This is a genomic window from Sphingomonas sp. URJC2 (assembly GCF_059803575.1).
This window is the reverse complement of record NZ_JAPFGX010000003.1, coordinates 116,460-142,201: the sequence shown is the minus strand read 5'-3', so window position 1 is coordinate 142,201 and position 25,742 is coordinate 116,460. Positions and strand designations below refer to the sequence as shown.

Genomic DNA, 25,742 nt, shown 5'->3' with positions numbered 1-25,742 from the left:
GCCTCGCCCCCGATGGCGAGCGCCAGCGCCGCCAGCAGCCCGGCAATGCCGAACCGCCCGCGCACCAGCGCCAGCAGCACCGCCTCGACCGCAACAATCGCCATGCCCAGCCCGGCAATCGCGCCCGGGCGGAAAGCGGCGGCAGCGGGCGTTGCGAGTGCCGCCAGCACCACCGCGACCAAAGCCGCGCGCGGCCCGGCGACAGTCCGCGCCAGCGCCGCGGCGATCAACATATGGGTGAAAAACAGCAGCTCGGGCCACAGCACCAGCCCGACCAGCTCGGCCCGGGCCGGGCCTGTGAGCGGCGAAATCAGCGCGACCAGCCCCGCCGGCACCAGATCGGGCAGCCGCGACCAGCCCAGCACCGTGCCGCCCGGCGGGCCGAGGCGAAGCTGGGTCAGGTCGCCCGCCGCCTGCCCCGCCAGCCAGTCGCGGATGCCGGCCAGACGCAGCATGTCGTCGGCCATGGGCAACACCCGCGCCGACAGGTCGGCCCAGGCGAGAAAAACCTGCAGCGCGGTCAGCGCCACCGCCAGCCCAAGCGCCAGCGGCACCACGCCTGTCACGCCCGTCTCTCTCCCGCGGCGGGAGAGAGGCGGGTTCATCCGCGCTGCCCGAGCAGGCGCAGCCTGAGCGCATTGAGCTTGATAAAGCCTTCGGCGTCGCGCTGGTCATAGGCCCCGGCATCGTCCTCGAAGGTGACGATCTTGGCCGAATAGAGATTGTGGCGCGGATCGGCGCGGCGGCCGACGACATGCGCCGCACCCTTGTAGAGCTTCAGCCGCACGGTGCCGGTGACATGCTGCTGGCTATGGTCGATCGCCGCCTGCAGCATCTCGCGCTCGGGCGAGAACCAGAAGCCGTTATAGATCAGCTCCGCATAGCGCGGCATCAGCTGGTCCTTCAGATGCGCGGCCCCGCGGTCGAGCGTCACCTGCTCGATCGCCCGGTGCGCCAGATGCAGGATCGTGCCACCCGGCGTCTCGTACATGCCGCGCGACTTCATGCCGACAAAACGGTTCTCGACCAGATCGAGCCGGCCGATGCCGTGGCGGCGACCGAAATCATTGAGCCGGGCAAGCAGATCGGCCGGACCCAGCCCCTCGCCATCCACGGCCACCGCATCGCCGCGCTCGAAATCGATGGTCAGATATTCGGGCGTGTCGGGCGCGTCCTCGGGATTGACGGTGCGCGAGAACACATAATCGGGCACCTCGTCCCACGGATCCTCGAGCACCTTGCCCTCGGACGAGGTGTGCAGCAGATTCGCATCGGTCGAAAACGGCGCTTCGCCGCGCTTGTCGCGCGGGATCGGAATCTGGTGCGCCTCGGCAAACTCGATCAGCCGGGTGCGGCTGGTCAGATCCCATTCCCGCCAGGGCGCGATCACCTTGATGTCGGGCTGAAGCGCGTAATAGCCCAGCTCAAACCGGACCTGGTCATTGCCCTTGCCGGTCGCGCCATGGCTGACGGCATCGGCCCCGACCGCGCGCGCGATCTCGATCTGCCGCTTGGCGATCAGCGGGCGCGCGATCGAGGTGCCGAGCAGATACTGGCCCTCATAAACCGCGTTCGCGCGCATCATCGGGAACACATAATCGCGGACGAACTCGTCGCGCAGATCGTCGATGAAGATATGTTCGGGCTTCACCCCCATCAGCGCCGCCTTCTGCCGCGCCGGCTCCAGCTCCTCGCCCTGGCCGAGATCGGCGGTGAAGGTCACCACTTCGCACTGATAGGTCTGTTGCAGCCATTTGAGGATCACGCTGGTGTCGAGCCCGCCTGAAAAGGCGAGGACGACCCGGTTGATCTGCTCTGCGCGCTGGCGCTTGTCCGTCATGCCCACAAACCTCCGTTTCGCCGCCGACTATGCACAAAGCCGCGCGGGCGCAATGGCGGATCAGGCGGGTGCCGGCACCAACGGGGCGGCGGCGGCGCGCAGCCGTGCTTCGGCGGTGGCGATATAATCACGCGTGATCGGCAGCGCGCGCCGGTCGCGGACATATTGCAGCTGGTAATTGCACAGCCCGCCATTCTCGAACGCGGTCAGCGCACCGGCCAGATAGAAACACCACATGCGGTAGAAGCGGGCATCATACAGCGCCTCGATCTCGGCGCGTCTGGCGACCGTGCGGTCATACCAATGCTGGATGGTGAGCGCGTAATGGAGGCGCAGCGTCTCGACATCGGCGGCGATCAGCCGCGCCGTCTCGCTCGCCGCGACGATTTCGCTGAGCGCCGGAATATAGCCGCCGGGAAAGATGTATCTGGATGTCCAGCTGTCGGTCACGCCCGGCCCGCCCATGCGGCCGATGCTGTGCAGCAGCATCACCCCGTCTTCGGCCAGCAGGTTGCGGCACTGGCGGAAAAAGGTCCGGTAATGCGGCGGGCCGACATGTTCGAACATGCCGACCGAGACGATCCTGTCGAACTGCCCGGCGACAGCGCGGTAATCGATCAGCTCGAACCGCACATGATCGGCGACGCCCGCTTCGGCGGCGCGGCGGCGGGCGACGCGCAATTGCTCTTCCGACAGAGTGATGCCGAGCACATCGACCCCGGCGACACGGTGCAGGTAGAGCGCCAGCCCGCCCCAGCCACAGCCGATGTCGAGCACGCTTTGCCCCGGCGCGAGCGCGAGCTTGGCGGCGATATGCGCCTTTTTGTCGGCCTGCGCGGCCTCGAGGCTCTGCGCGGGATCGGTGAAATAGGCGCAGCTATATTGGCGGTCGGAATCCAGAAACAGATCATAAAGCCCGCCCGACAGGTCGTAATGATGGGCGACGTTGCGCCGCGCGCGCCGCGCCCAGTTCAGCCGGTCGACCCGCCCGGCCAGCCCGGCCAGCGCCCGCCGCCACAGGGCCGGCGGCTCCAGCCGTCCGCCGGTTTCGAACGGCAGCCCGGCGCGGATCAGGCGCACCAGATCCAGCACATCGCCCTGCTCGACGATCAGCCGTCCGTCCATATAGGCCTCGCCCGCGCCGATGCGCGGGTTGCGGGCGATGCGGCCGGGCGTCGCACGGTCGGCAAAGCGGATGGCAACCGGCGCGCGGCCGGGCGCGGGCCGGCCATAGCGGGCGACCCGGCCATCGGCATAGGTGACGGTCAGTTCACCGGCGCGGACGGCGCGGGTGAGCAGCTGGTCGAGCAGGAACATGGCCGGCCTCCCCTGTCTCCGTGAACCGGGATGAAGGCGAAACGGCCGGGCCGGCCCGTCGGTTGCGCGCCCGGCCGGTCAGGCGGGCCGGGGCGCAGCAGATCAGATGCCGGCATACCATTCATACCCGGCCAGATCCTCCCACAGCCCGCCCTTGCCGCCATGAATGCCGGCCAGGCTCGCCACCGCTTCGATCCGCATGACATATTTGGCCTGTTTATAGCCCAGCTGCCGCTCCACCCTGAGGCGCAGCGGCGCGCCATGGCCCATGGGCAGGGTGCGGTTGTTCATCCCCCAGGCAAGGATCGTCTGCGGGTGGAAGGCGTCGACCAGATCGATCGATTCATAATAAGGCCGCCCGCCCAGGCTGTCGGCGCAGTGAAAGACGATGTAGCGCGCCGCGCGCCGCAGCCCCGCCCGGTCGAGCAGCAGCGACAAGGGCGGGCCATGCCATTTGCCGATCGCGCTCCACCCCTCGACACAGTCGTGGCGGGTGATCTGGGTGCGCATCGGCATCGCCTTGATCGTCGCCAGATCGAGCGTCAGCGGCCGCGCGACCAGCCCGTCCACGCGCAGCCGCCAGTCGGCAAAGCCATTGGCCAGATGCGCGGCATATTCGGCGGTGGCGGGATTGCGGGTGCCGTTCATGCGGAACACCGGCGACATCTGGTCGGGGCGATATTCGCGCGCCAGCGCCATCCGGTCCACAAGCCGGCGCTGGAGCGCGCGGTGCGCATCCTCGGCCGAAAACAGCAGATGGCGGACGGCCGGCACCTCGCCCAGCCGGTCGCAGCCGCCCAGCAGCCCGCCCACCGCCAGCCCGCCGATCAGCCGCCGCCGCGACAGCATCACGCCCCCGCTCATGCCGCCACCCCGGTCATGTCGTCACCCCGGTCATGTCGCGGGGGCGGCGCGCCCGGCACCCGCCCGGTGATCATCCCGCCAATCTGGCGCACCGGGCCGGACGCGAGCACGAGCAGCAGATGCACGACGATAAAGCCGGCGAGCGCGGCGGCGGCGATGAAATGCACCGAGCGCGCCGATTGCCGGCCGCCGAACATGCCGCTCAGCCACGGATAACCGGCATCCATGCCCGGCGACATGGCAAGGCCGGTAACGATCATCAGCGGGATCAGCCCGAAAATCACCGCCGCATAGCTGATCTTCTGCAAGGTGTTGAACGCCGCCGGATCGGCCGGATCGTGAAAGCGCAGCCGCAAATGGGCGACGATGTCGGCCCACAGATGCGCCGGGCGCAGTTCGCGCGCACGCAGCCTCAGGTCGCGCGCGGCATGGCCGTTCATCAGGCTGGCAAGCATGAAGGCGAGAAGTGCGAAGGCGAACGGCAGCGCGACCGCCATGTGCCAGCGCCGGGCCAGCGCCAGATTATAGCCCGACGGGATCGTCGCCCAATGCGGAAAGGCGCGGGTGCGCGTCACCCCCTGCGGGTCGGTCCAGCGACCGAGCACGCCGGTGGTGTCGAACCGCCAGCCGGCGACCGACAGATAGCCGGTGCGCTCGGTCGCGCCGATATGCAGCCAGGCGCGGTCGGGATTGGCGCCATATTCGCCCCAATAGAGCCGGGGATGGGCGTTGAAGATCATCGCCCCGCTCATCAGCAGCAGCGCGACCGCCGCCGCATTCACCCAGTGCCACAGCCGCGTGGCCAGCCGGTGCCGGTAGATGACCTGTCTGTTGCTGCCCATATGCCCTCCCCGTTCGCAGGTGCAGCCGGCCCGGTTACAGGCCCCGGCGATCAGCCAAGGCTAGAGCATTTTCACGCCGGGTTGAATCACCCGGCGACCCGGAAAATGCGGCAAACCAAAAGGGCCGGAGCGGCAGCGGGCGGGGGGCGGAAGCGCGGCTCAGCCGAGCGCGGCCTGTTTTTCCTCGACCAGCCGGTCCAGCTCGGCGCGGCTCTTTTTCTGGGCGGCGGATTTCAGCTGGCCGCAGGCGGCCATGATGTCGCGGCCGCGCGGCGTGCGCACCGGCGCGGAAATGCCGGCTTCGAACACGATGTCGGAAAAACGCTGCACGCGCTCCGGCGTCGAGCATTCATAGGGCGCGCCCGGCCAGGGGTTGAACGGGATGAGATTGACCTTGGCCGGCAGCCGGTATTTGCGCAGCAGCCGCACCAGCTCGCGCGCATCGGCGTCGCTGTCGTTGCGGTCCTTGAGCATCACATATTCAAAGGTGATGCGCCGGGCATTGTTCGCGCCCGGATAATCGGCACAGGCCTGAAGCAGCTCCTCGATCCCGTATTTGCGGTTGAGCGGCACGATCTCGTCGCGCACCTCCTTGGTCACCGCATGCAGCGACACCGCCAGATTGACGCCGATTTCGATGCCCGCCTGCGCCATTTTGGGCACGACGCCCGCCGTCGACAGGGTGATGCGCCGCTTGGACAGGGCAATGCCGTCCCCGTCCATCACGATGCGCAGCGCATCGCGGACATTGTCGAAGTTGTACAGCGGCTCGCCCATGCCCATCATGACGATGTTGGTCAGCAGCCGCCCCTCGGGCTGGCTCGGCCATTCGCCCAGCGCATCGCGCGCCAGCATCACCTGGCCGACAATCTCGCCCGCCGTCAGGTTGCGCACCAGCCGCATCGTACCGGTGTGGCAGAACCGGCAGTTGAGCGTGCAGCCGACCTGGCTCGACACGCACAGCGTTCCGCGATCGGCATCGGGGATGAAGACCATTTCATAGTCCTGCCCGTCATCGGAACGCAGCAGCCATTTGCGCGTGCCGTCGGACGAGACCTGCGCCTCGACCACTTCGGGCCGGCCGATGGCGAATCGTTCCGCCAGCCAGGGCTGCTGCGCCTTGGCGATGTCGGTCATCAGCGAAAAATCGGTGACGCCGCGATTGTAGATCCAGTGCCAAAGCTGCTTGGCGCGCAGCCGCGCCTGACGCGGCTCCAGCCCGGCGGCTTCCAGCGTGTCGCGAATCTGGTCGCGGGCAAGGCCGATCAGGTCGATACGCCCATCGGCGCGCGCGGTGGCGGCGCGCGGCACGGGCACGGGATCGATATGGCCGGGCATCTGCATGGTCGGGGTCATCGCGGTCCCATGTAGGGGGAATGCGGCATTTTTGCGAGCGCCGGGCAGAGGCGGTCGGAACAGGCGCTGCCCGCCGCCTTAGCAAGCGGCGGACGCCGCAGAAAGAATGGGCCGCCGCTCTGGCAAGCGGCGGCCCGGCGCTGCGCAACTGAAAAAGGGGGTCAGGCGAAGGCGGCGGTGGCGGCGCGGCGGCGCAGGCCCATGCCGGCAAGGCCGAAGCCGGTGATCATCATCGCCCAGCTGGCCGGTTCCGGTACCGCGTCGGTGGGCGCGAAGAACACCCGGTCGACGACAAAGTCCTTGGCCGGAATGCCGAAGCTGTTGAAGGTGAACTGGAAGCTGCTCGGCCCGGTGACGGTGGCGATGCCGCTCGACTTGAAGGTCAGCCACTGGCCCGCCGGCTGGCCGCTGGCCGAGAAGCTGGCGAACTGGATGCCGCCGACCGACGCCGTGAAGCTGGCATCGTTCGGGTTGGCCGCGCCGTTGAACGGCAGATAGACGTCGAAGCCGAAGGTGTAGTTGGTGCCGGCGGTCACATTGACCGTCTGCGACAGGGTCTGCGGCCGGGCGAGGTCGGCGACGAAATAGGCGGCCTTGCCGCCCACCGCGTCAAAGCCGGGATTGGCGGCGCTGTTGGTCGCCGGCACCGCTTCGCCATAAGCGCCGGTCGGATAGGCGGTGGCGCTGTTATAGTTGATGACCGCGGGCTGCACGCCGTCACCCGACGTGCCGCCCAGCGTCCAGCCGCTGAAGCCGTTCTCGAAGCTGCCATTGACCAGCAGATTGGCGGCCGAGGCCGGCGCGGCGAGCGTGGCGGCAAGGACGAACGCGAGAGCAACAGACTTCATGGCTACACCCCTTTTGAACTCGGAGATCCGGGTGGGTCCGGACTGGATGAAGCCCAAGTAACGATTCGTTTATCATCCGTCTTTGGTTAAATTCGCCCCGTCCCAAAGCGGTGCATTAACGCTATGCCTTGAGAAATACTCGGTCTCTCCGCCGAAACCTGGTTAACGGCGGGCTGCACAGCCGATGATCGCCGCATCGATTGCAGAGGCGACACCGCGCAGCGCGTAATGATCCTGAAAACCGCCCCCGCCCGCTGTGCGGCCCGACACGGTCATCTGTTCGGCCCCGCGCAGCGCCGCAATGATCGCGGCATCCATGCGCTGGTCGGCGGCCCAGGCGTCGGCGCCACGGGCGATAAGCGCGAATCGGCGTCCGCCGACCGAAAGCACCGGCCCGCCCGTCGCCCCATGCGCGCGGCTGAGGCGCAGATGCAGCTGCCCGCCCGGCTGGCGACCCGGCCAGAAGCCGATGCTGGCAAAGGGCTGATCCGGCCGCGCGCCGCCCCCCGGCGGGGCCGGGCGCACCGGCCGGGCGATGGCGTGGCAGCGCCGCAGCGCCGGATCGCGGAACGCGCCCCAGCGGCCATAAACGCCCAGATCCTCGCGCCCGGCGGCAGCGCCCGGCGCGCCGGCGGACAGCAGCGCGGCGGACATCAGGCCCGCAACCCGCAAGCCCCTGGCGGCGGCACCGGTCAGCGCCGCACGCATCATGCCGGGGCCGCGCCGCCGCCCAGATGGACGATCGCCTCGCGCCCGTCCTCGATCACCACCATCGTCCCTTGCGGCAGATGCGGCGCGACCGGCGCGCGCCAGCGCGGATCGACCGGCAGGCCGGTCAGCAGCCCGCGCAGCACGCGCGACGACATGCCGTGCATGATCACCAGCCGGTCGCCGGGCACGCGGCCATGATCGGCGATCCAGCCCGACAGGCGGGCGGCGATCTCGTCATACCATTCGCCCCCCGGCGGGCGCACGGCGAACAAATGGGTGTCGCGGCAGACGATCTCGCCCTGCTCGGCGATGATTTCGGCATATGTGCGCCCGCCCCAGCTGCCGACATTGATTTCCGCCAGCCGCTGATCGCGGCGGCAGCCATGCCAGTCGCCGCCAATATGTTCGGCGATGATGGCGAGCGTCTGGAGCGCCCGGCCATAGGGGGAAGACCAAAGCTCGAGCACGGCCGCCGCGCCATCCAGCCACTCGCTCAGCCCCCGGCCCATCGCCTCGGCCTGGGCAAAGCCGGCGCGGGTCAGCGGCGTGTCGATCTGGTCACCCTGCATCCGCCGGGCGGCGTTGAACACGGTCTCGCCGTGGCGGGCGATGAAGATGCGGCTCATGGCGCCCTTTCTTACGGTTTCCGGCTGGCGAGCAGGGTTTCGGCGATCTTGTAGGTGCGCGGATTGTCGACATCGACGGCCAGCGCGCCATCGGTCACGAACACCGGCCGGATGCGCACCCCGAACCGGCGCGACAGATTGGCCATGATGCGCTCAAGCGTCCACCAGCGGCGGCGGAAACCGATCAGGTTCCACAGGCCGAACGCCTTCAGGATCGCGCCCGGCGTCTTGATGAACTGGCCACCGCCGCGGAAGCTTTCGGCCGCGCGCAGCGCCGCGGCGTCGGCCAGCCAATAGGCGTTGCAGTTGGAAATCGCGACATCGGCAAACTCGTAGAAGCGCCGCTGCCCCTCGGGATGGGCGGCGAGAATCTGTTCGCGGCTGGCGATCGACAGCGCCGCCCCCGCCCCTTCGCGCACCGCCTCATCATGCAGCCGACGCAGTGCCTTGGGCGTCACCAGCACATTGTCGCCCGTCGTCACCAGCATCGGCCAGGCACGGTCGCCCGCCACGGCGACTGCGGCCTCGAGGCTTTCGACAATGCCCGGCCCCGCAGGCACCGCGACCAGCCGCCCCGCCGCCTGCAGCCGCGCGACGATGGGCAGCCCGGCGATCACCGCCGGATCGTGGATCGACACCAGGATCAGGCTGTCGGGCCAGGCCGCCTCGGCCGCTTCCAGCACCCAGGTGAGCAGCGGCTTGCCCCGGATCGGCACCACCGCCTTGTGGCTGACGCCCGCCTGTTCGGCCAGCGGATCGACCCTGCCGTCGCGCTTGCCGGCGAGGATCAGGATCGCGGGCGAACCCGGCGGCGGCGCAATGGGCGATTGACTTGCCATGCCGGCCCTTTAGCCCATGATCGCGATGACTGAAGCCTTGAAAATCGCCCTGGCGGGCCTGGGAACGGTGGGCGGCGGCGTTGTCCGCCTGCTCGATGCCAATGCCGATCTGATCGCGCGCCGCGCCGGGCGGCCGATCGAAATCGTCGCCGTGTCGGCACGCGACCGCAGCAAGGACCGCGGTGTCGACCTGTCCCGCTTCCGCTGGGTCGACGATATGGGCGAGATGGCGGCGCTGGACGGCGTCGACGTGGTGGTCGAACTGATCGGCGGCAGCGACGGGCCGGCGCTCACCCTGGCGCGGCGGACCATCGCCGCCGGCAAGGCGCTGGTCACCGCCAACAAGGCGATGATCGCCCATCACGGGCTGGAACTGGCGAGCGCCGCCGAGGCGGGCAATGTCGCGTTCAAATATGAGGCGGCGGTCGCGGGCGGCATCCCGGTGATCAAGGGGCTGCGCGAGGGCGCGGCGGCCAACCGCATCCAGCAGGTCTATGGCATTCTGAACGGCACCTGCAACTACATCCTCTCGACCATGGAGGCCGAGGGGCGCGACTTTGCCGATGTGCTCGCCGAGGCGCAGGCGCTCGGCTATGCCGAGGCCGATCCGGGGTTCGACATTGACGGGATCGACGCCGCCCACAAGCTGTCGATCCTCGCCAGCCTCGCCTTTGGCACGCGGATCGACTTTCCGGGCGTCGGCACCACCGGCATCCGCCATGTGCTGGCCGCCGACATTGCCGAGGCGGCGGCGCTCGGCTTCCGCATCCGCCTGCTCGGCCATGCCGAACTGCGCGCCGACGGGCTGTTCCAGCGCATTCACCCGCATCTGGTGCCGGTCAGCCATCCGCTCGCCCATGTCACCGGATCGCTGAACGCGGTGGTGGCCGAGGGCAATTTCGTCGGCCGGCTGCTGTTCCAGGGGCGCGGCGCTGGCGACGGCCCGACGGCCAGCGCGGTCGTCGCCGATCTGATCGACATTGCGCGCGGCGAATATGGCCCTGCCTTTGCGATGCCGGTCGCGGCGCTGGGCGAACAGCCGCATGCCGATCCCGGCGCGCGCGAGGGCCGCGCCTATCTGCGCTTCACGGTCAACGACAAGGTCGGCGTGCTCGCCGAGATCGCGGCGGCGATGCGCGATTCGGGCGTGTCGATCGAAAGCCTGATCCAGCGCGGCGCGATGCCCGATGGCGGCGTGCTGGTCGCCATCGTCACCCATAAAGGCCCCGAACGCGCGGTCGCCCAGGCGATCGAGCGGCTGGACGGCGCCCCCTGGCTGCGCGGCCAGCCGATGCTGATGCATATTCTCGACTGAAGGTATTTCTGGTGCGGGGTGTTTGTTTGCGCGCCTCGCGGCGCGGGGGCGGGAGTTGCTTGTGCCGCGCCTCGCGGCGCGGGGGCGGCACCGGCCCGCACCCCCACCCGGCCTCCCAACGGCAGGGTACACTGTGGGAGGCCGGGTGGGGGTGCGGGCCGGTGCCGTTCTTCCCAATCAAAAACCGCCCCCTCAGGGGGCAAGCGGCCGTCGTTCGACCCGGCCGGTGCCCAGATTGGTGCTGACCGTCACGCCCGCCATCCCGCAGCCGACGAGAAACGCTCCCGATTCCTCGCACGGGCTGGCCCGGTAGAGCAGGGCGGCGCGTTCGCCATGCGGGCCGAGGTTGCGCGGATCGCCCGGTGTCGGGACGAGAAACGGCACGCGGTAGCGGTCGGCACCACGGCGCGCGCACACCAGAATGTCCTGCCCCGCCGGGGTCTGGCAGCGCGGTTCGATGCGCGTCATCCGGTCATAGGTCGCAACCGCATCGGCGGGGGCGGGCTGGATCAGCGGCGGCGGTTCGCCCCCCAGCGCCTGTGCCACACCCGCCATCACGCGCATCAGGATCACGGCCCGCCTCCCGCCTTGTCTGCCCGGTCGGAGGCTAGGCCAGCGGCGTGAACGATCACTGAACCGCGACCGGCCGGCGATTCTCGACATCGCAACCTTCGTCGCCTATCGCGGCGCGCGTAAGCAGACTGATTATTCGGACAGGGGATGCGTCTTCATGGTCACGGCAAGCCAGAATCTCGACCGCGTGCTGGTGCTCGAAATGGTGCGGGTCACCGAAGCGGCGGCGATTGCGGCGTCGCGGCTGATCGGGCGGGGCAATGAAAAGGCGGCCGACGCCGCCGCCGTCGAGGCGATGCGCGCGGCGCTCAACGAACTCGATGTCAACGGCACCGTCGTGATCGGCGAGGGTGAGCGTGACGAGGCACCGATGCTTTATATCGGCGAAAAGGTCGGCTCGGGCAGCGGCCCGGCGATCGACATCGCGCTCGATCCGCTCGAAGGCACGACGATCACCGCCAAGGCCGGGCCGAACGCGCTCGCCGTGCTCGCCATCGCCGAACAGGGCTGCCTGCTCAACGCGCCCGACGTTTATATGGACAAGCTTGCCGTCGGCCCCGGCTATCCCGAAGGCGTGATCGACCTTGATCGCAGCCCGGCCGACAATATCCGCGCGATCGCCGCCGCCAAGGGCGTGCGCCCCGACGAGGTGATCGCCTGCGTGCTCGACCGGCCCCGGCATGAAAAGCTGATCGCCGAGCTGCGCGAGGTCGGCTGTGGCATCATGCTGATCCCCGATGGCGATGTGGCGGGCGTGATCGCGACCACCGATCCCGACACCACCATCGACATCTATATGGGCTCTGGCGGCGCGCCCGAAGGCGTGCTGGCGGCGGCGGCGCTGCGCTGCGTCGGCGGCCAGTTCAAGGGCCGGCTGCTGTTCCGCAACGAGGATGAGCGGGCGCGCGCGCGCAAATGGGGCATCGAGGATCTGAACAAGATCTACGACCTGACCGAACTGGCGCGCGGCGACTGCATCTTCGCGGCCACCGGCGTGACCGACGGCTCGCTGCTCGACGGGGTGAAGCGGCTGAAGGGCGGCCGCATGACCACCGAGAGCGTCGTGATGCGCGCATCGACCGGCACCGTGCGCTGGGTGCGCGGCGAACACCGGGCCGAGGGCTGATCTTCTCCGGCCGCGGGCCGGGTGATCCATCCCCCGCGCTTGGCGCGGCGGGCAGGCTGGGGCTAGGAACGGGAGATGGAGCACCACCCCCGATGACCCCGCCCGCCCCCGCTGCCCCGTCCGCTGCGCCATCCGCCGCCCCGGCCTCCGCGCTCCCGCCGGCGCTGGGCGTGACCCGTTCGGTGCTGGGCCAGCCCTGGCATTGGCGCGGGGCCCCGGGCGACGGGATCGACCGCGACCTGCGGCCCGACGATCTGGTCACGCAGCTGCTGATGACGCGCGGCTGCCCGCGCGATGCGGTGCCGATCTACCGCGCGCCGACGATCCGGGCGTTCATGCCCGATCCGTCGATCTTCCGCGACATGGACCGGGCGGCCGCGCGGCTGGCCGATGCGGTCGAACGCGGCGAGGCGGTGACGGTGTTCGGCGATTATGATGTCGACGGCGCGACCTCGGCGGCGCTGCTGATCCGCCTGCTCGGCGCGCTCGGCCTGTCGCCCGCCGCCTATATCCCCGACCGGCTGATGGAAGGCTATGGCCCGAGCGGCGAGGCGCTGGTCAGGATCGCGGAGGGCGGCACCAGGCTGATCGTCACCGTCGATTGCGGCGCTCAGGCGTTCGAGGCGCTGGCGATGGCGCGGGCGGCGGGGGCCGAGGTGATCGTCGTCGATCATCACAAATGCTCAAGCGCGCTTCCCGAGGCCTATGCGCTCGTCAATCCCAACCGGCTGGACGAGGATGAGGGCGCGGCGCACGGCCATCTGGCGGCGGTCGGCGTCGCCTTTCTGCTCGGCGCGGCGCTGCTGCGCGAGCTGCGCGGGCGCGGCCATTTCCGCACCCGCCCCGAACCGAAGCTGATCGACCTGCTCGATCTGGTCGCACTCGGCACGGTTGCCGATGTCGCGGCGCTCAAGGGCCTCAACCGCGCCTTTGTCGCCCAGGGGCTGAAGGTGATGGCGGCGGGGCGCAATATCGGGCTGACCGCGCTTGCCCGCGCCGCGCGCCTGTCACGCGCGCCGCTGACCCATGATCTGGGCTTTGCGCTCGGCCCGCGCATCAATGCCGGCGGGCGGGTCGGCCGGTCGGATCTGGGGGTCAGGCTGCTCACCACCAGCGACCCGGACGAGGCCGCGCGCATCGCCGCCGAACTCGATGCGCTGAACGAGGAACGCCGCGCGATCGAGGCCGAGGTGCAGCTGGCCGCCGAAGCGGCGGCGCGCAGCGACGATGCCGTGCAGATCGTCGCCGGCGCGGGCTGGCATCCGGGCGTGATCGGCATCGTCGCCGGGCGGCTGAAGGAACGGCTGGGCCGGCCGGCAATCGTGATCGGGATCGACGAGGCCGGGATCGGCAAAGGCTCGGGCCGTTCGGTCGCGGGCGTCGATCTGGGCGCGGCGGTGATGGCGGCGCGCGATTCGGGGCTGCTCGTCGCCGGGGGCGGCCATGCGATGGCGGCGGGGCTGACGGTGACGGCCGACCGGGTCGATTCGCTGCGCGATTTCCTCAACGAACGGCTGGCCGATGCGGTGGCGGCGGCCACGGCCTCGCGCGCGCTTGCCATCGACGCCGTGGTCAGCCCGCGCGGCCTGTCCCCCAGCCTGATCGAAGCGCTGGACGAGGCCGGCCCCTATGGCATGGGCTGGCCCGCGCCGCGCGTGGCGACCGGCCCGGTCAGGATCGTGCGCGCCGATATTGTCGGCAGCGGCCATGTCCGCACGATTCTGGCCGGCGAAGACGGGGCACGGCTCAAGGCCGTCGCCTTCCGCGCCGCCGACACCGAGCTGGGCCAGGCACTGCTCGGCGCGCCCGCAGACCGGCGGCTATGGCTCGCCGGACGGGCCAAAACCGATGATTGGGGGGCCCGTCCGGCGGCAGAAATGCATATTGATGACGCAGCATGGGTCGAGTGACTTGACCAGCGCTTCGGACCCGTCTAACGGAGCGCCTCGCCAGCGATGGCCCCTTCGTCTAGCGGTTAGGACGCGGCCCTTTCACGGCTGAAACACGGGTTCGATTCCCGTAGGGGTCACCATTTTCCGGCATGTGTGCGCACATGCCGCGCGGTGCTGGCGTTAACTCCCTCCTTGATGGTTCACGACCCGTCGGGCGCCGCCGCATCGGCCCGTCGCGCCTTGCCGCGTGCGGCCAGATGGCGGCTGAAAAAGCGCACGACCTCGGCATTGAACCGGGTGTGAAAGGCCGGCCGGTCGAATCCCTCGCTCGTGCAGATTCGCGCCAGCGGCCCGCCCGCGCTGCACGGGGCGAGGAAATCGAAATGCCCGGCACCGGCAACGGCATGGAATTCGGGCGGGCGGGGCAGATCGGCGCGCACCGCATCGGCATAAAAGGGCGCGGGCAGCACCGCATCCTTGTCGGCGCGCCACAGTTGCACCGGCATGGTGACACCGCTCAGCCCCGCCCGGCCGAAGGTGAAGCCGAGTGCCGGGGCGGCGGCGACGACCGCCTTGATCCGGCGATCCCCCGGCGCGGTCCAGACCGGGTTCGGCAGCGGATGCGCCTTCACCATCCCGCAATCGAAAAAGCCCGGATGATCGGCGCAGTGGCGCGCCATGCGGGTCAGATCGGGCCGCCCGCCGGCGGCGGCGAGCACGGTGAAGCCGCCGGCCGAAAAGCCGAACGCACCGACCCGGCGGGGATCGAGCGCCGCACGGTGCTGCCAGCTACCCAGCATATGGGTGATGAGGCCGCTGAGCGCCGTGACGCGCGCGTCCATCTGCGTCGCCCGGCTCTGATCGCGCCAATTGTCGCCCGGATGGGTCAGCGCCGCGACGACGAAGCCGGCGCGCGCCAGCGCCGCCGCCGTATCGAAATGACCGGCAAAATGCCCGCCATTGCCGTGCGACATCACGATCAGCGGCAAATGCCGCCCGGCCGGCGCGGCACCGGCAATGGCGTTTTGCGCGTAAATGCCCAGCCGCTGCGGCACGGGGTCGCCATGCGCGGGGAACCAGATGCCGATTTCGGTGCCATCGGCCATGCGGCTCTGCGCGAAGCCGACGCCGACGGCACCCCGCACAGCCGCTCCCGGAACCGGGGCGGGGGCGGCGGCGGGGGTAGGGACGGGCTGGGCATAGCCTGGGGCGGACAGGCTCAGCAGCGTGAAGGCAAGGCGCAGGCTGATGGGAACGGGCATCACGGCACTCCAAAGTGGGGCCGCCGCCATCGGCCGGTGTGCCCGGCCGGCGCGAGCCGGATTTCGTGAACGGGCGAACGGGTTCGCGGCCCGGCAAACGGGATGCCGGGCGTCCTGCCCCATCTCCCCCGCCCTCTCCCCCGTCGGCGCGGATCCGCAACAGGTGCATCTCCGGGGCCAAGGGGACCTGCCCGGCTGATGGGCCTGGGCGGCGCGCCACAATCGCCGACCGCGGCGACGATTCCACCGGTGGTCGATTCGCATTAGGAGCGGGCATGGCCGATATCGCCCCGCCCCGTCCCGTTGCCGCCTCCCCCGATGTCGCCGCACATGGCCCTGCCGCCTCGCGCCCGGCCCGCATCGTGCGCGTGCTGGCGCTGACCAGCGCCGGCGGCGTGCTGCTCGGCCTGCTCGGGCCGTTCGGCACCTATCTGAACGGCGGCGCGGGGGTCCGCATCTTTTATTGGGTCACGTGCATGTGGTGCGGCCTTGCCCTGTACGGGGCCGGGATGGGGCTGGCGATGCGCCGCTGCGCAGGCGGCGGATGGCGGTTCTGGATGCTGCTGGCCGGCTGGGCGCTCGCCGCGAGCGTGCCGCAGGCCTGGGCGACCTGGTCGCTCGCCTTCAGGCTATGGCCCGAACTGGCCCGGATCGGCCTGTCGCCGGCCATCTGGTATGCACAGGTCGTCATGATCGCGCTGGTGGTGCTGCCCATCACCGCGCTCGCGATCCGCCGCGCGCGTGCAGGCGCCCCGCCAACCGCGACGGCCAGCGCAGCCCCGGGCACCCCGCCTGCGCATGCGGCCCTGTTCGCCGGCGACGTAATCGCACTCCAGATGGAGGATCATTATGTCCGCGTGCATTCGCCGCGCGGATCCGAACTGGTGCTGATGCCGCTCACCCGCGCAATCGCCGCGATGGGACCGGTCGAAGGGCTGAGGACGCACCGTTCCTGGTGGGTCGCCCGCCACGCGGTGGTGCGCGTCGACGGCACGCCCCGGTCGATGAACCTGCACCTGACCAACGGCCTGATCGCCCCGGTCTCCCGCACCGCCGTCGCGTCGCTGCGCGCGGCGGGGTGGCTGTGACAGCGGGGGGATGAGGAGGCCACCGGCAACCACCAACGCGCGTCGCGCTGGGCACCTGTCCGCCGGACGATGATCCAGTCTTTGGTAGCTTCACCCTTATTCGCGATTTCTCCAGATCTCGCCTCGGCTTGAGCGTCGGAGCAGGCCGTGACCTGCACCCCATTTTTTCCTCCATTTGGAGCTGGAGTCTGGCCCCGAAGAAGGGACGGGCAGATGGAGCGGAAGCAGTTTTCAGAAGAGCAGATCATCGGCATTTTGAAGGAACCCGGGGCGGGCGCTGTCGTGACGGAGCTGTACCATCGGCACCGGATGGCGAGCGCGACCTATTACGCGTGGAAGGCAAAGTTCGGTGGCCTCGAGGTGTCCGATGCGAACCGGCTGCGGGCGCTCGAGGAGCAGAACGCGCGGCTCAAGCGGTTGCTGGCCGACACGATGCTCGACAACACAGGCCTGAAAGACCAGCTTTCGACAAATGGTGACGCCTGTCGAGAAGCGGGAAGCGGTCGCGCATCTCTAGGCGACGCTGGGGATGAGCGAGCGGCGGGCGTGCTCTGTCGTCGGGGCAGATCGCACGAGCATGCGGTACTGCTCGTGCCGGAAGGATGATGGCGACCTGCCGTCGCGTCTGCGCGAGCTTGCGCACCAGCGCCGACGGTTCGGCTATCGACGCCTGCACCTCCTGCTTCGCCGGGACAGCATCACGACCAACCGCGCGCGGCTCAGCGAGCCACCAAGGCTGGCCGACCAAAGTCGACCAACTAAGCAGCCCAACCGCTGCAATGGTTTATGCCTGAGGGGGCGGAGGCAAATCGGCATCCGTCCCCCTCGTTCTTGGCTACACTTATTCGATCATTCGCCGTCGATGCGGGCGATGATCAACGACACCTCTGCCTGTCGGTTGACGCCCATCTTCGCAAACACGGCTTTGAGGTGCGAACGGACCGTCTCGTAGGAAATGCCCATTTCATGGGCAATCTCGCGCGCGTTCATCCCACTGCCTGAGAGCACTGCGACCCGCGACTCCTGCTGGGTCAGGCCAAAGACCTCGCGCAACGACATCACGATATGTTTGTCCTGCGTGCGATACTCCCGGACAAACACAACCGCCCGGGCAAGGTTGAACAGCACTGAAATCCGACGATCACGGATCGGCTTAACATGCACCAGCGTGATCTGCCCGTCGGTCTGCTCGCTGATAATCGGTGGCGACCGCATCCCGCGGCTCGCTAACGCCAGCGATCGCTCGAACATTCGTGCCTTGCGGCCGTCTCCGAACCGAAGGCCAAGGCTTTCGGCCATCGACGCCTGCGCCCCGACCACCGAAGCATGAGCGAACAGCGGCCGGCCATGCGCATCCACAACGGTCAGGCTGGCATCGTTCTGACCGAGCAGGCCTGCCATATATGCCAACCGGGTCTCCTCGAGCTGGCGCAGATACATCATGACCGTGTCAGCGATAGCAGCGATTTGCCGATGCAAAACATCCGCTTCTGCCGGACCAAAAGGTCCGTCCGTCGCCGGACGATGGATCTGAAACGAGGCGCCAAGCTGACCGCTGCGCACGAGGCACGACACTTGATGCGCTACACCTAGCCGGGCCGAGAGCCAGGCGCCGACGGTCTTCATTGCCCCGCTATCGACGCTTCGAATGTCGGCGTCGGTGTAGATACTCAGATGCCGGACATCGCGCAAAAACGCGGCGTGCCGGTCGCTCCGCGCAAGCTCGTCATTGTAGCGCGCCCAGATCGAGTCACCTGTGGCTGCAAATCCCTCGAGCTCAGCATGCAGGAAGGTCCCGGTGACCAAATCGGCGATCGCAAATGCTGCTCCCGTACCTCCCACCCGCTGACGCAGCTTGGCAAGGACAGGCTGCCATCCGTCCGTTGCATGCGCTGCTAACCCGGCCAGCCTGACGAGAGACTGGATGTCATCACTTTCATGGGTGTATCCTGAGGTTGGCTCTTTGCTCATGTTCGCCGACCGCTTAGCGGACACGGCGGTCCGCCTAACATACCTCAGCCGGGTGATCTCCGAGGTGCAGGCGATGTCCAGATGCGCCAGCATTTGGTTTGATGGGACTTCGCGGCCGATCAATCTTGCCACTTTCGCCCCGCGCTTGTGCAAAAACCCTTCGATTCACTCGCGATCCCGAATCAATAAACATCCGTTTTGGGTGTAATCGAATTTGGTTATGCGCTTCGCTCACAAGCAGCGGTGCTTCATTTTGGGGCATAGGGAATGGGTAGGGTTCAGTTTCACCCAAGCGGGTGATCGACGGGTATCTGGGGGATCAGTACCTCCACTCCCCAGCGCGGTGCTTACCGCATCGAGGGGTAGATCACATTATGACCGTTGCTCTGATGTTCGTCCGTCGCCGGCGTCGAAACTGGCTCTGGCCCGTCCGCCCAGATCGCGCACAGCATGTCGATGAATATCTCCTCGACCTCGTACCCGCGAAGCGCGTCGCGGGTGGTCGTGTGTTGCCATTCCGCAAAGGCTGACGGCGACGACGGCAAGCCGGTGATGACCACAGTTGCATCAGTTTCCCAGGCGGTCGGCGATCCGTTGGAATCGCACAAGATCGACACGCGCCAGAGGCACGACAACTTTGCAAGGCAATGGTTCGACGTTGACCCTACACCCAGGCTGATCGCCGATGCGCGTCTGCTGGTGCTCTGCGCGAATGAGGCGGCCGTCCGTCTCTTCGCGCGCTCCGGCTCTGCGCTGCTCATGGAAGGGCAGCCGCTGCCCATCGATACCGCAAGTGCCGACCGCATTTCAGGATTGAGTGCACGCGCAAGCAGCGAAGGTGTTGTGGTGCCGGCGCATATTCCCGGCCGCAAAATCCCACTCCTGATCAAAGCAATGCCGAGCAATCATGATGCCCGGTTCTGCTGGTGCCTCGAGCTGCGGCGCATGGACGTAGCGCGTCTCCGCGCTTTCGCGCCGCTCGACGAAATCTTTGGCCTGACCCGCACGGAGACCAAGATTGCCCAAGCTTTGACCGAAGGCCTCACTGCGGTCGAGGTCGCAAGCAAGCTTGGCAAATCCCGAGATACCGTGCGGTGCCATATCAAGGCGTTGTACGCGAAAATCGGCGTCAGCAGCCGCGAGGCTCTGTTGACTCGTCTGGACGCCTATCGCTTCTGATCGCCGCCGGCAGACCAAACGGACGAACGAACGTAGACGCCCATGTGGAGACAGCAATCTACGTTCGTTCGCCCGACGCGAATGGGGATGGAACCCGTCCGCAAATGCCGGAATTACCGACATTTCGATAGGCCTATCAGGCAAATCCAATGATTGGGAGTCAGGGGAATACCGGTTCCCTCACTCTGCCGGGCCTTCAAGCTTCTGTGTTGGGGCCGATCTGCATACTCGCAACGATTTGCTCAGGATCAGCTCTGGCATTCGCCTTGAATACTGCGTTGGATTGCCGTGTTGTCTTTGCACCGCATGGCGGCCGCGCCGCGTTGATCGAGTGCCTGACGGTGGAGGCTCCAAGGTCAACGGAAAACGGTAAATAGCCCGGCCTCGGCCGGGCTTTTCCATTCAGGGGTCACCCCCGTAGCGGCTACCACCGTTGTCGCTTGGTAGGCCTTTGATCAGGCGGGCTTTGCGAGCGGATCCCGGAAATCTCAGAAGCCGGGCGGTGACTACCGTGGGCGCGGGTATTCCTTATTTTGACCCGTTGCGTTGGGCGGAGGCATTCCAGGTCGACCAAGTCCGCTGCCGTCGTCCTGTCACTGTGCCAACGCGGCACGGCGATCAGCCATTAGCGATGTGCAAATGCCGAATTAACCCACTAACCAGCTGTTATATAACGAGACGGAGCCGAAGGACGGCGGGCGCCCCGTCGCGCCATACCCAATGTTGGTGATGTAGTCTCCCGGCGAATCGATTAGCCAACCCCCGTCGGCCCAATCGAACAGCTTTGCAGTTATTGGGTCGATGATCAGCGAGAGCGCTGGAATGGAGACCCGGCCTCACGCGGATGCCCACTCACCTCGATATATTTGGGGATGGAACATCATGAAGAAGCTTCTGATTGCGGCCGCTGTGGCCGCCCTCGCGACCGGTTCGGCCTCGGCCCAGAGCAACAGCGTCAGCATTCCGCTCTCGGGCACGCTCGCCAAGTCGTGCTCGATCTCGGCCTTCCTCAACGGCCCGTTCGATGCGCTCGACCTGACCTCCACCGGTGTCCAGGGCGCCGAGTCGCTCAGCACCAGCTGCAACTATGACGGTGCCAACAACGTCACCTTCACCTCGGCCAACAACGGCGTGCTGAAGTCGGGCAACAACACCCTCGCCTATGAATTCGGCATCCCGTCGGCGAATATCCCGCTCGCCGCGCTGACCGCGCCGCGCTCGGTGGCCTATGGTGCGGGCGCGCCGGCTGGTTCGACCTTCACCCGCTCGATGGTCGTTCGTCTGCCGGCTGCTGCCACCATTGCCGGGACCTACACCGACACCATCACCGCGACGGTCACCCCCAACTGACCGACCGGCTGGGGCCGGCATGTTGCCGGCCCCAGCTCTCTCTTCGATACCAGGGGCAAGGGGAAGCAAGCGTGAAGGTCTGGGCGAAGTCATTGCTGTTCGCTGCGCTTGTCGCAGCACCGGTCGTCGCACCGGCCTTCGACGTCGTGCCGACCGTCACGATCATGGAACTGCCGCGCGATGTTCGCGGGGCCACCATCGTGGTCAGCAACCCCCGGACAGTCCCGCTGCCCATTTCCGTCGAGATCGTCGAACGCGAGATCAATGAGGACGGCACCGAACGGCAGACGCCTGCAGACGAACTGTTCCGCATCTTCCCTGCCCAGGCGATCATCGAGCCGGGCAAGCGGCAGACCATCCGGGTGATCTGGCAAGGACCCATGCCCGCCAAGTCCCGCTCTTTCACCCTCTATGCAGGCGAAGTGCCGGTCGACGTCACCAGCGGTGCCGCGTCGGGGGTGCAGCGCATCCTGCGGATCGGGGCGTCAGTCCATGTTGCGCCAGCCGGAACATCACCCGCGCCGCGTGTCGAGCGCGCCGTGCCCGAGGGCAAGGGTGTGCGGATCACGCTCGTGAACGACGGTACCCGCTTCATCTACATGAACGATCTGAACCTTACATTCGGAGCCAAGAGCATCACCGGTCAGGAGCTCGCCCGCATCGCTGAGCGCACCCTCCTCCCACCTGGCGCACGCCGCAGCTTCATCATTCCGGACGTGGTCGGTGAACCGACCTTGCGGGTGGTCGAGTAGCACCCGGCCCGATGGCAATGGTCGCCAGAAAATGTGTCCCCCTCATTCTCTGCCGGCCGTCTTTGTGCGCGGTCCCGCTGCCGACGGCGCACCCGGCTCAAAACCTCGACGCCATCGCCGCTGCTGCCGGATCCTGATGATGAGCGGGGTCTCGGCTCTCACAGCTATGACCCCAAGCCTCGCAGTTCCGGTCCATGCCCATGCGCTTCAAGCCGCTGCGCCCGATCAGGCAGCCCGCTTCGAGATCAGCATCCCTATCGATCTTGGCGGCCGTGAACTCGGCCAGATCGATGCCGAACTCGACGATGGTGATCGTGTTCGCCTCGATCGGCGTCAGCTTGCTGAGCTCCTCGGCCCGCGCCTGACAGCCCCTTTGCGCACTGCGTTATTGGCTGTAGCCGATACCCAACCCAGGATCGGGGTGTCCGAGCTTGTGGCACTCGGGATCCCTGCCCAGTTTGATGCAGCCGGGCTGCGTGTGGCGCTCGATATCCCGCTTGATCGCCAGGGTGCGACAGCGTTGCGCGCAATTGATGACGCCGCAGGGGCAGTGGCAGGCGATTATCTGGAGCCCAGCCAACTCTCTGCCTCCCTCACCCTCATCGGCTCACAGAACTTTGACTGGCAGGCGCAAGGAAGTGCTGCCCGCCCAGTCGGCGTGCTCGGACAGTTTGCGGCCAATGTTGGCGGTCTGTCGGGCGTTTCCCTGTTTGCAGAGTTCGTACGCGACGGGGAGGCCGGTGGCGGGATTCGCCGCGGCAATGCCGTTCTGGTCCATGATGACGTCGATCGGGCAGTTCGCTTCAGTCTCGGCGATACGCCGGTTGCAAATGCCGGGTTTCAGACTTCCCCGATCATTGGGGGTCTGTCCGTCGCGCGCAGCTATGCTGACCTTCAGCCGTTCCGGAACATTCGCCCGGGCGGACAATTCCGCTTCCAGATCGATCGGCCGACGCTCGTCGATATCCGGGTCAACGGTGCCAGCATCCGGCAAATGCGGCTCGAACCCGGGCAATATGACATTGGCGACTTCCCCTTCCTCACCGGACAGAATGAGGTCGAGATTTACGCCTTTGACGACTTCAATCAGCGTCTGGTGACACGGTTTTCGCAGTTCTTTAGCGCAAACCTGCTGCGTCCCGGCCTCAGCGAGTTCGCCTTTTCGATCGGCCTTCCCCAGGAACGCGACCGGCGCGGCACGATCCAGTATGGCGATGGCCAACCGCTCGCATCCGGCTTTTTCCGCCGCGGCCTTTCTGAGTCACTGACCCTCGGCATCAACGCCCAGGCAAACCGCTTCGGGTGGCTCACCGGGGTGGAAGGCGGCTGGGCAAGCCCGATCGGCAGTTTCATCGCCAATGTCGCCCTTTCATCCAACCAGGACGCGGGTCGCGGCGCGCAGGCACTTCTCGCCTATGACCTGAACGTGCTCAATCTCGGCGCCATCCGCAATCTGCGTGCCAATGCCGAAGTGCGGCTCATCAGCAGCGACTTCCGGCTGGTCGGGCCCGCAGGGCTTGGGCGCGTCGCCAATATCTATTCGCGCGAGGCGCGCGCCGCCTTGTCGGCGCTGCTGCCGGGCGGGGTCTTTGTCGGGTTGAACGGAGCCTATCTCGTCCGGCGGGATCGAAGGGCAGACGAGTTTCGCGTCGGTGCCACCGCAAGCGCTGTCATGGGCCGCATGAACATCACCGCCGCGCTCGAGACCTCGCGCGTCTCAGGCCTCGGCCGCGACACCCGGTTTGTGATCACGCTCCTGCGTACATTGACCGATCGATCGACCGTCCGCGCTACATTCGACACGCAGCAAAATGCAGCCCAGCTCCAGTACACGCGCTTCGAAGCGCCCGAAGTCGGCGAATATGGGCTCGACGTCCAGCTCGAACGTACCGACCGTCGCTGGTCCGGGTCGGGGGGCGCCCGGTTCAACGCCAACAGGTTCCAGGCAGCCGGTCGCCATGACATCATTCGAACGACGGGTCAGGCTGGCACGACCCTTCAGCGATCAACATACACCGTCGCCACCCAGCTCGCGTTTGATGGCCGCAGAGTTGCCATTGGCAGGCCCGTCGGACCCAGTTTTGCCATCATCGGTGGCCATCCATCGCTTGAAGATCGGACAATCAAGGTCGGTCAGGGCTTCGGTCGCCGGAAGGCGCAGGCACAGTCTGGGCTATTCGGGCCGGCCCTGGCCCCGGTCGGGGCGCTCTATTCGCCGCAGATCCTCAACATTGATGTCGACAATCTCCCGCTCGGATATGATCCGGGCAAGGTGCGCTACGATCTCTTCCCTGGCGCTGCCACCGGCTATTCCATCACGGTCGGCTCCGCATCGTCCCGCATCGTGATCGGTCGCCTGCTCGATGCCGGTGGGGCACCCATCGGGCTTCAGGTCGGACGGCTGACCTCGCTCGATGCGCGCGATGCCAAGGCAGAGCCAGTGACTTTCTTCACAGACCGTGCCGGGCGCTTCACGATCGAGGGGGTTCGCCCCGGGCGCTACGAGGCCGTCCTCGGAACCGGCAATGCGTATCGGATCCAGATCGAGGTCGACGCCGACGGGATCGGCCTGGTCGATCTTGGGGCGGTCGTTGCAAATCGCGGAGGAGCAAAATGAGACTGGCAATCCGAAGAGGCGCGCTTGCCTTTGTCGCCGCGCAGGCATTGGCATCACCCGGCGTCGCAAGCGCCGCATGCGAAGGCGTGTCCATCGCCGCGCCTGGCAATGCCGTTCTGAACTTTGACCCGTTCGACGAACTGCGCGAGACCCTCGATATTGATCTGATCGTGCGTCAGCGGTCTGCAACACCGTGCAATCTCGCGCTGTCGGCCCAGAGCATGATGCCAGGGGTCTACCGGGAAATGCGGGGTAGCGGAAACCCGGTCCGCTATGAACTCCGGCTCGGGTCCCAGCTGCTGCAGAACGACCTTGGCAGCCCGGTTGTCATCCCCGGGCAGATCCAGGGCGGCAACCGCGACACACTCGTTCGATTGCGCTTCGAGTTCCCACCGGGCGTGTTGATTCCGGCGGGGCAATACACTGACCTGCTTTCCCTCCGCACATTTGATGCAAGCGGTGGCACCCCGGTCTCGCTCGGCATCGATGCGAGCTTCACCGCTCGCCTTGTTGTGCCAGCCAGCGTGCGGATTCTGCTCGACGGCGCCATCACTGCCGCCAATGGCCGCTTTGGCCGCAGCATGATCTTCCTGGGCGAACTCTCCGACGGCGCAGAGGCCAATGCGACGCTTCAGATCCGGGCGACCTCGGGAGTGCGGCTCTCGGTTGCCTCACAGAACAATGGCACGCTTCAGCATGTGGCAGTTGCCGGCGACGCCGGCGCCATCCCCTACCGTCTTCTTCTGGATGGAAGCCCGATCGATCTGAGGACCGGGCCGGCCGACCTGCGCCGGCAGTTGCCCGGCGGGGCAGGACGCGAAAATCTGCGGATGCAGATTAGTGTCGCACCAGCTGGCGCCAAGCCCGCTGGCACCTACCGCGATGTCCTGACCGTAACTGCGGAGCCAAACTGATGTTGCTGCTCGCCACCGGCCTCCTCGCTGCGGTTCTTGCTCAGGACGCGACCGCATCGAGCCGCCCTCCCCGCCCTGCCCAGCGCAGTGTCCAGATCCCCTTAACTGGCACTCTCCCACTCCGGTGCAATGCGCGTGTCGTTCGGGCTGAGGGATCGCCCGGCTTTTCTGACCGGATCACCTTGGTCATCAGCCATAGCTGCAATGCAGAGCATATCATCCAGTTCACTTCTCCGGTCCTCGATGAGGCGGTCGGTGGTGCCGCACGCATCACATTTGATGGCGCAGAGGCGCATGATCGCGGGCGCAATAGTGTGTCGTTCCTCGAACCCCCGGGCCGCGAACGCGAGCGTCGGCTGCTCATCAGTGCAGCTGGTCCCTCAAATCTCGCTCGATTGACCGCGCCTGGCGCCGTGACCATCACCCTCGCGCCGCGCTAACGAGACTGTCATCCATGACG

The 25,742-nt window shown here is 67.3% G+C and carries 22 protein-coding genes, 1 tRNA gene and 2 pseudogenes; 12 read left to right on the top strand and 13 right to left on the bottom strand.

Annotated features, from left to right (window positions below; all coding sequences use genetic code 11):
- The 10 genes and pseudogenes from OPU66_RS02870 to OPU66_RS02825 form a co-directional block, all read right to left on the bottom strand.
- A pseudogene (locus OPU66_RS02870) lies at positions 1-566 on the bottom strand (hypothetical protein); the annotation flags it as partial.
- A gap of 35 nt (positions 567-601) precedes the next feature.
- The gene (locus OPU66_RS02865) at positions 602-1,840 is read right to left on the bottom strand and encodes an argininosuccinate synthase (protein WP_498552101.1); all 1,239 of its coding nucleotides are present in this window, start codon (positions 1,838-1,840) and stop codon (positions 602-604) included.
- Positions 1,841-1,900: 60 nt separating this feature from the next.
- Entirely contained in the window at positions 1,901-3,157 is a 1,257-nt protein-coding gene (locus tag OPU66_RS02860; protein WP_498552100.1) for a class I SAM-dependent methyltransferase, read from the bottom strand.
- Positions 3,158-3,259: 102 nt separating this feature from the next.
- Entirely contained in the window at positions 3,260-4,021 is a 762-nt protein-coding gene (locus OPU66_RS02855) for a molybdopterin-dependent oxidoreductase (protein WP_498552099.1), read from the bottom strand.
- Positions 4,018-4,863, bottom strand: a complete 846-nt coding sequence (locus OPU66_RS02850) for a cytochrome b/b6 domain-containing protein (RefSeq protein ID WP_498552098.1) — start codon at positions 4,861-4,863, stop codon at positions 4,018-4,020. The genes OPU66_RS02855 and OPU66_RS02850 overlap by 4 nt, the downstream gene beginning before the upstream one ends.
- 159 nt (positions 4,864-5,022) lie before the next feature.
- The gene (gene rlmN, locus OPU66_RS02845; RefSeq protein ID WP_498552107.1) at positions 5,023-6,207 is read right to left on the bottom strand and encodes a dual-specificity RNA methyltransferase RlmN; all 1,185 of its coding nucleotides are present in this window, start codon (positions 6,205-6,207) and stop codon (positions 5,023-5,025) included.
- Positions 6,208-6,380: 173 nt separating this feature from the next.
- Positions 6,381-7,067 carry a PEPxxWA-CTERM sorting domain-containing protein gene (locus OPU66_RS02840; RefSeq protein ID WP_498552097.1) on the bottom strand — a complete coding sequence of 229 codons (687 nt, stop codon included), beginning with the start codon at positions 7,065-7,067 and terminating at the stop codon, positions 6,381-6,383.
- 162 nt (positions 7,068-7,229) lie between these two features.
- Complete coding sequence (locus tag OPU66_RS02835; protein ID WP_498552096.1) at positions 7,230-7,721, bottom strand: hypothetical protein; 492 nt, start codon at positions 7,719-7,721, stop codon at positions 7,230-7,232.
- A 53-nt stretch (positions 7,722-7,774) separates the two neighbouring features.
- Positions 7,775-8,404, bottom strand: coding sequence for a histidine phosphatase family protein (locus OPU66_RS02830; protein ID WP_498552095.1), 630 nt, complete (start codon positions 8,402-8,404; stop codon positions 7,775-7,777).
- An 11-nt stretch (positions 8,405-8,415) separates the two neighbouring features.
- Positions 8,416-9,243: a nucleotidyltransferase family protein gene (locus tag OPU66_RS02825; protein WP_498552094.1), complete on the bottom strand. Its 828-nt coding sequence runs from the start codon at positions 9,241-9,243 to the stop codon at positions 8,416-8,418.
- 25 nt (positions 9,244-9,268) lie between these two features.
- On the opposite strand from OPU66_RS02825, the gene OPU66_RS02820 reads away from it, so the two are divergent.
- Entirely contained in the window at positions 9,269-10,558 is a 1,290-nt protein-coding gene (locus OPU66_RS02820) for a homoserine dehydrogenase (RefSeq protein ID WP_498552093.1), read from the top strand.
- Between the two features lie 192 nt (positions 10,559-10,750).
- Here OPU66_RS02820 and OPU66_RS02815 read toward each other — a convergent pair whose 3' ends face one another.
- Complete coding sequence (locus OPU66_RS02815) at positions 10,751-11,131, bottom strand: hypothetical protein (RefSeq protein WP_498552092.1); 381 nt, start codon at positions 11,129-11,131, stop codon at positions 10,751-10,753.
- Positions 11,132-11,288: 157 nt separating this feature from the next.
- On the opposite strand from OPU66_RS02815, the gene glpX reads away from it, so the two are divergent.
- The 3 genes from glpX to OPU66_RS02800 all read left to right on the top strand — a co-directional run bounded on the left by glpX (position 11,289) and on the right by OPU66_RS02800 (position 14,289).
- A complete protein-coding gene (gene glpX / locus OPU66_RS02810; protein WP_498552091.1) occupies positions 11,289-12,257 on the top strand; it encodes a class II fructose-bisphosphatase in 969 nt (322 codons plus the stop codon).
- Between the two features lie 92 nt (positions 12,258-12,349).
- On the top strand, positions 12,350-14,167 hold the full coding sequence (gene recJ, locus OPU66_RS02805) for a single-stranded-DNA-specific exonuclease RecJ (protein ID WP_498552090.1): 1,818 nt from the start codon (positions 12,350-12,352) through the stop codon (positions 14,165-14,167).
- Between the two features lie 47 nt (positions 14,168-14,214).
- Positions 14,215-14,289 (top strand) — tRNA-Glu (locus OPU66_RS02800).
- Positions 14,290-14,349: 60 nt separating this feature from the next.
- Here OPU66_RS02800 and OPU66_RS02795 read toward each other — a convergent pair.
- Positions 14,350-15,411, bottom strand: a complete 1,062-nt coding sequence (locus tag OPU66_RS02795) for an alpha/beta hydrolase family protein (RefSeq protein WP_498552089.1) — start codon at positions 15,409-15,411, stop codon at positions 14,350-14,352.
- A 275-nt stretch (positions 15,412-15,686) separates the two neighbouring features.
- On the opposite strand from OPU66_RS02795, the gene OPU66_RS02790 reads away from it, so the two are divergent.
- Both OPU66_RS02790 and OPU66_RS02785 read left to right on the top strand, forming a co-directional pair.
- Complete coding sequence (locus tag OPU66_RS02790; RefSeq protein WP_498552088.1) at positions 15,687-16,499, top strand: LytTR family DNA-binding domain-containing protein; 813 nt, start codon at positions 15,687-15,689, stop codon at positions 16,497-16,499.
- 213 nt (positions 16,500-16,712) lie between these two features.
- Positions 16,713-17,343: pseudogene (locus OPU66_RS02785) on the top strand (transposase); the annotation flags it as partial.
- Positions 17,344-17,348: 5 nt separating this feature from the next.
- Here OPU66_RS02785 and OPU66_RS02780 read toward each other — a convergent pair.
- A complete protein-coding gene (locus tag OPU66_RS02780) occupies positions 17,349-18,563 on the bottom strand; it encodes a helix-turn-helix transcriptional regulator (RefSeq protein ID WP_498552087.1) in 1,215 nt (404 codons plus the stop codon).
- A gap of 357 nt (positions 18,564-18,920) precedes the next feature.
- Here OPU66_RS02780 and OPU66_RS02775 point away from each other — a divergent pair, with 357 nt between their 5' ends.
- The 6 genes from OPU66_RS02775 (at position 18,921) to OPU66_RS02750 (ending at position 25,722) form a co-directional block, all read left to right on the top strand.
- Positions 18,921-19,649 carry a helix-turn-helix transcriptional regulator gene (locus tag OPU66_RS02775; protein WP_498552086.1) on the top strand — a complete coding sequence of 243 codons (729 nt, stop codon included), beginning with the start codon at positions 18,921-18,923 and terminating at the stop codon, positions 19,647-19,649.
- Between the two features lie 882 nt (positions 19,650-20,531).
- Positions 20,532-20,999 (top strand): hypothetical protein, encoded by a 468-nt coding sequence (locus OPU66_RS02770; RefSeq protein WP_498552085.1) that lies wholly within the window; start codon positions 20,532-20,534, stop codon positions 20,997-20,999.
- 71 nt (positions 21,000-21,070) lie between these two features.
- Positions 21,071-21,751, top strand: a complete 681-nt coding sequence (locus OPU66_RS02765) for a fimbrial biogenesis chaperone (protein WP_498552084.1) — start codon at positions 21,071-21,073, stop codon at positions 21,749-21,751.
- 166 nt (positions 21,752-21,917) lie between these two features.
- Entirely contained in the window at positions 21,918-24,368 is a 2,451-nt protein-coding gene (locus OPU66_RS02760) for a fimbria/pilus outer membrane usher protein (RefSeq protein WP_498552083.1), read from the top strand.
- Positions 24,365-25,282 carry a Csu type fimbrial protein gene (locus OPU66_RS02755; protein ID WP_498552082.1) on the top strand — a complete coding sequence of 306 codons (918 nt, stop codon included), beginning with the start codon at positions 24,365-24,367 and terminating at the stop codon, positions 25,280-25,282. Before OPU66_RS02760 ends, OPU66_RS02755 begins: the two co-directional genes overlap by 4 nt.
- A complete protein-coding gene (locus OPU66_RS02750) occupies positions 25,282-25,722 on the top strand; it encodes a hypothetical protein (RefSeq protein WP_498552081.1) in 441 nt (146 codons plus the stop codon). Before OPU66_RS02755 ends, OPU66_RS02750 begins: the two co-directional genes overlap by 1 nt.
- Positions 25,723-25,742 lie beyond the last annotated feature (20 nt).

What these genes read in the sequence shown, in the direction of transcription:
- OPU66_RS02865 (WP_498552101.1), bottom strand. Translation starts at nt 1,840, where the DNA reads ATGACGGACAAGCGCCAGCGCGCAGAGCAGATCAACCGGGTCGTCCTC.
- OPU66_RS02860 (WP_498552100.1), bottom strand. Translation starts at nt 3,157, where the DNA reads ATGTTCCTGCTCGACCAGCTGCTCACCCGCGCCGTCCGCGCCGGTGAA.
- OPU66_RS02855 (WP_498552099.1), bottom strand. Translation starts at nt 4,021, where the DNA reads ATGAGCGGGGGCGTGATGCTGTCGCGGCGGCGGCTGATCGGCGGGCTG.
- OPU66_RS02850 (WP_498552098.1), bottom strand. Translation starts at nt 4,863, where the DNA reads ATGGGCAGCAACAGACAGGTCATCTACCGGCACCGGCTGGCCACGCGG.
- rlmN (WP_498552107.1), bottom strand. Translation starts at nt 6,207, where the DNA reads ATGCAGATGCCCGGCCATATCGATCCCGTGCCCGTGCCGCGCGCCGCC.
- OPU66_RS02840 (WP_498552097.1), bottom strand. Translation starts at nt 7,067, where the DNA reads ATGAAGTCTGTTGCTCTCGCGTTCGTCCTTGCCGCCACGCTCGCCGCG.
- OPU66_RS02835 (WP_498552096.1), bottom strand. Translation starts at nt 7,721, where the DNA reads ATGTCCGCCGCGCTGCTGTCCGCCGGCGCGCCGGGCGCTGCCGCCGGG.
- OPU66_RS02830 (WP_498552095.1), bottom strand. Translation starts at nt 8,404, where the DNA reads ATGAGCCGCATCTTCATCGCCCGCCACGGCGAGACCGTGTTCAACGCC.
- OPU66_RS02825 (WP_498552094.1), bottom strand. Translation starts at nt 9,243, where the DNA reads ATGGCAAGTCAATCGCCCATTGCGCCGCCGCCGGGTTCGCCCGCGATC.
- OPU66_RS02820 (WP_498552093.1), top strand. Translation starts at nt 9,269, where the DNA reads ATGACTGAAGCCTTGAAAATCGCCCTGGCGGGCCTGGGAACGGTGGGC.
- glpX (WP_498552091.1), top strand. Translation starts at nt 11,289, where the DNA reads ATGGTCACGGCAAGCCAGAATCTCGACCGCGTGCTGGTGCTCGAAATG.
- recJ (WP_498552090.1), top strand. Translation starts at nt 12,350, where the DNA reads ATGACCCCGCCCGCCCCCGCTGCCCCGTCCGCTGCGCCATCCGCCGCC.
- OPU66_RS02795 (WP_498552089.1), bottom strand. Translation starts at nt 15,411, where the DNA reads ATGCCCGTTCCCATCAGCCTGCGCCTTGCCTTCACGCTGCTGAGCCTG.
- OPU66_RS02790 (WP_498552088.1), top strand. Translation starts at nt 15,687, where the DNA reads ATGGCCGATATCGCCCCGCCCCGTCCCGTTGCCGCCTCCCCCGATGTC.
- OPU66_RS02780 (WP_498552087.1), bottom strand. Translation starts at nt 18,563, where the DNA reads ATGCTGGCGCATCTGGACATCGCCTGCACCTCGGAGATCACCCGGCTG.
- OPU66_RS02775 (WP_498552086.1), top strand. Translation starts at nt 18,921, where the DNA reads ATGTCGATGAATATCTCCTCGACCTCGTACCCGCGAAGCGCGTCGCGG.
- OPU66_RS02770 (WP_498552085.1), top strand. Translation starts at nt 20,532, where the DNA reads ATGAAGAAGCTTCTGATTGCGGCCGCTGTGGCCGCCCTCGCGACCGGT.
- OPU66_RS02760 (WP_498552083.1), top strand. Translation starts at nt 21,918, where the DNA reads ATGACCCCAAGCCTCGCAGTTCCGGTCCATGCCCATGCGCTTCAAGCC.
- OPU66_RS02755 (WP_498552082.1), top strand. Translation starts at nt 24,365, where the DNA reads ATGAGACTGGCAATCCGAAGAGGCGCGCTTGCCTTTGTCGCCGCGCAG.
- OPU66_RS02750 (WP_498552081.1), top strand. Translation starts at nt 25,282, where the DNA reads ATGTTGCTGCTCGCCACCGGCCTCCTCGCTGCGGTTCTTGCTCAGGAC.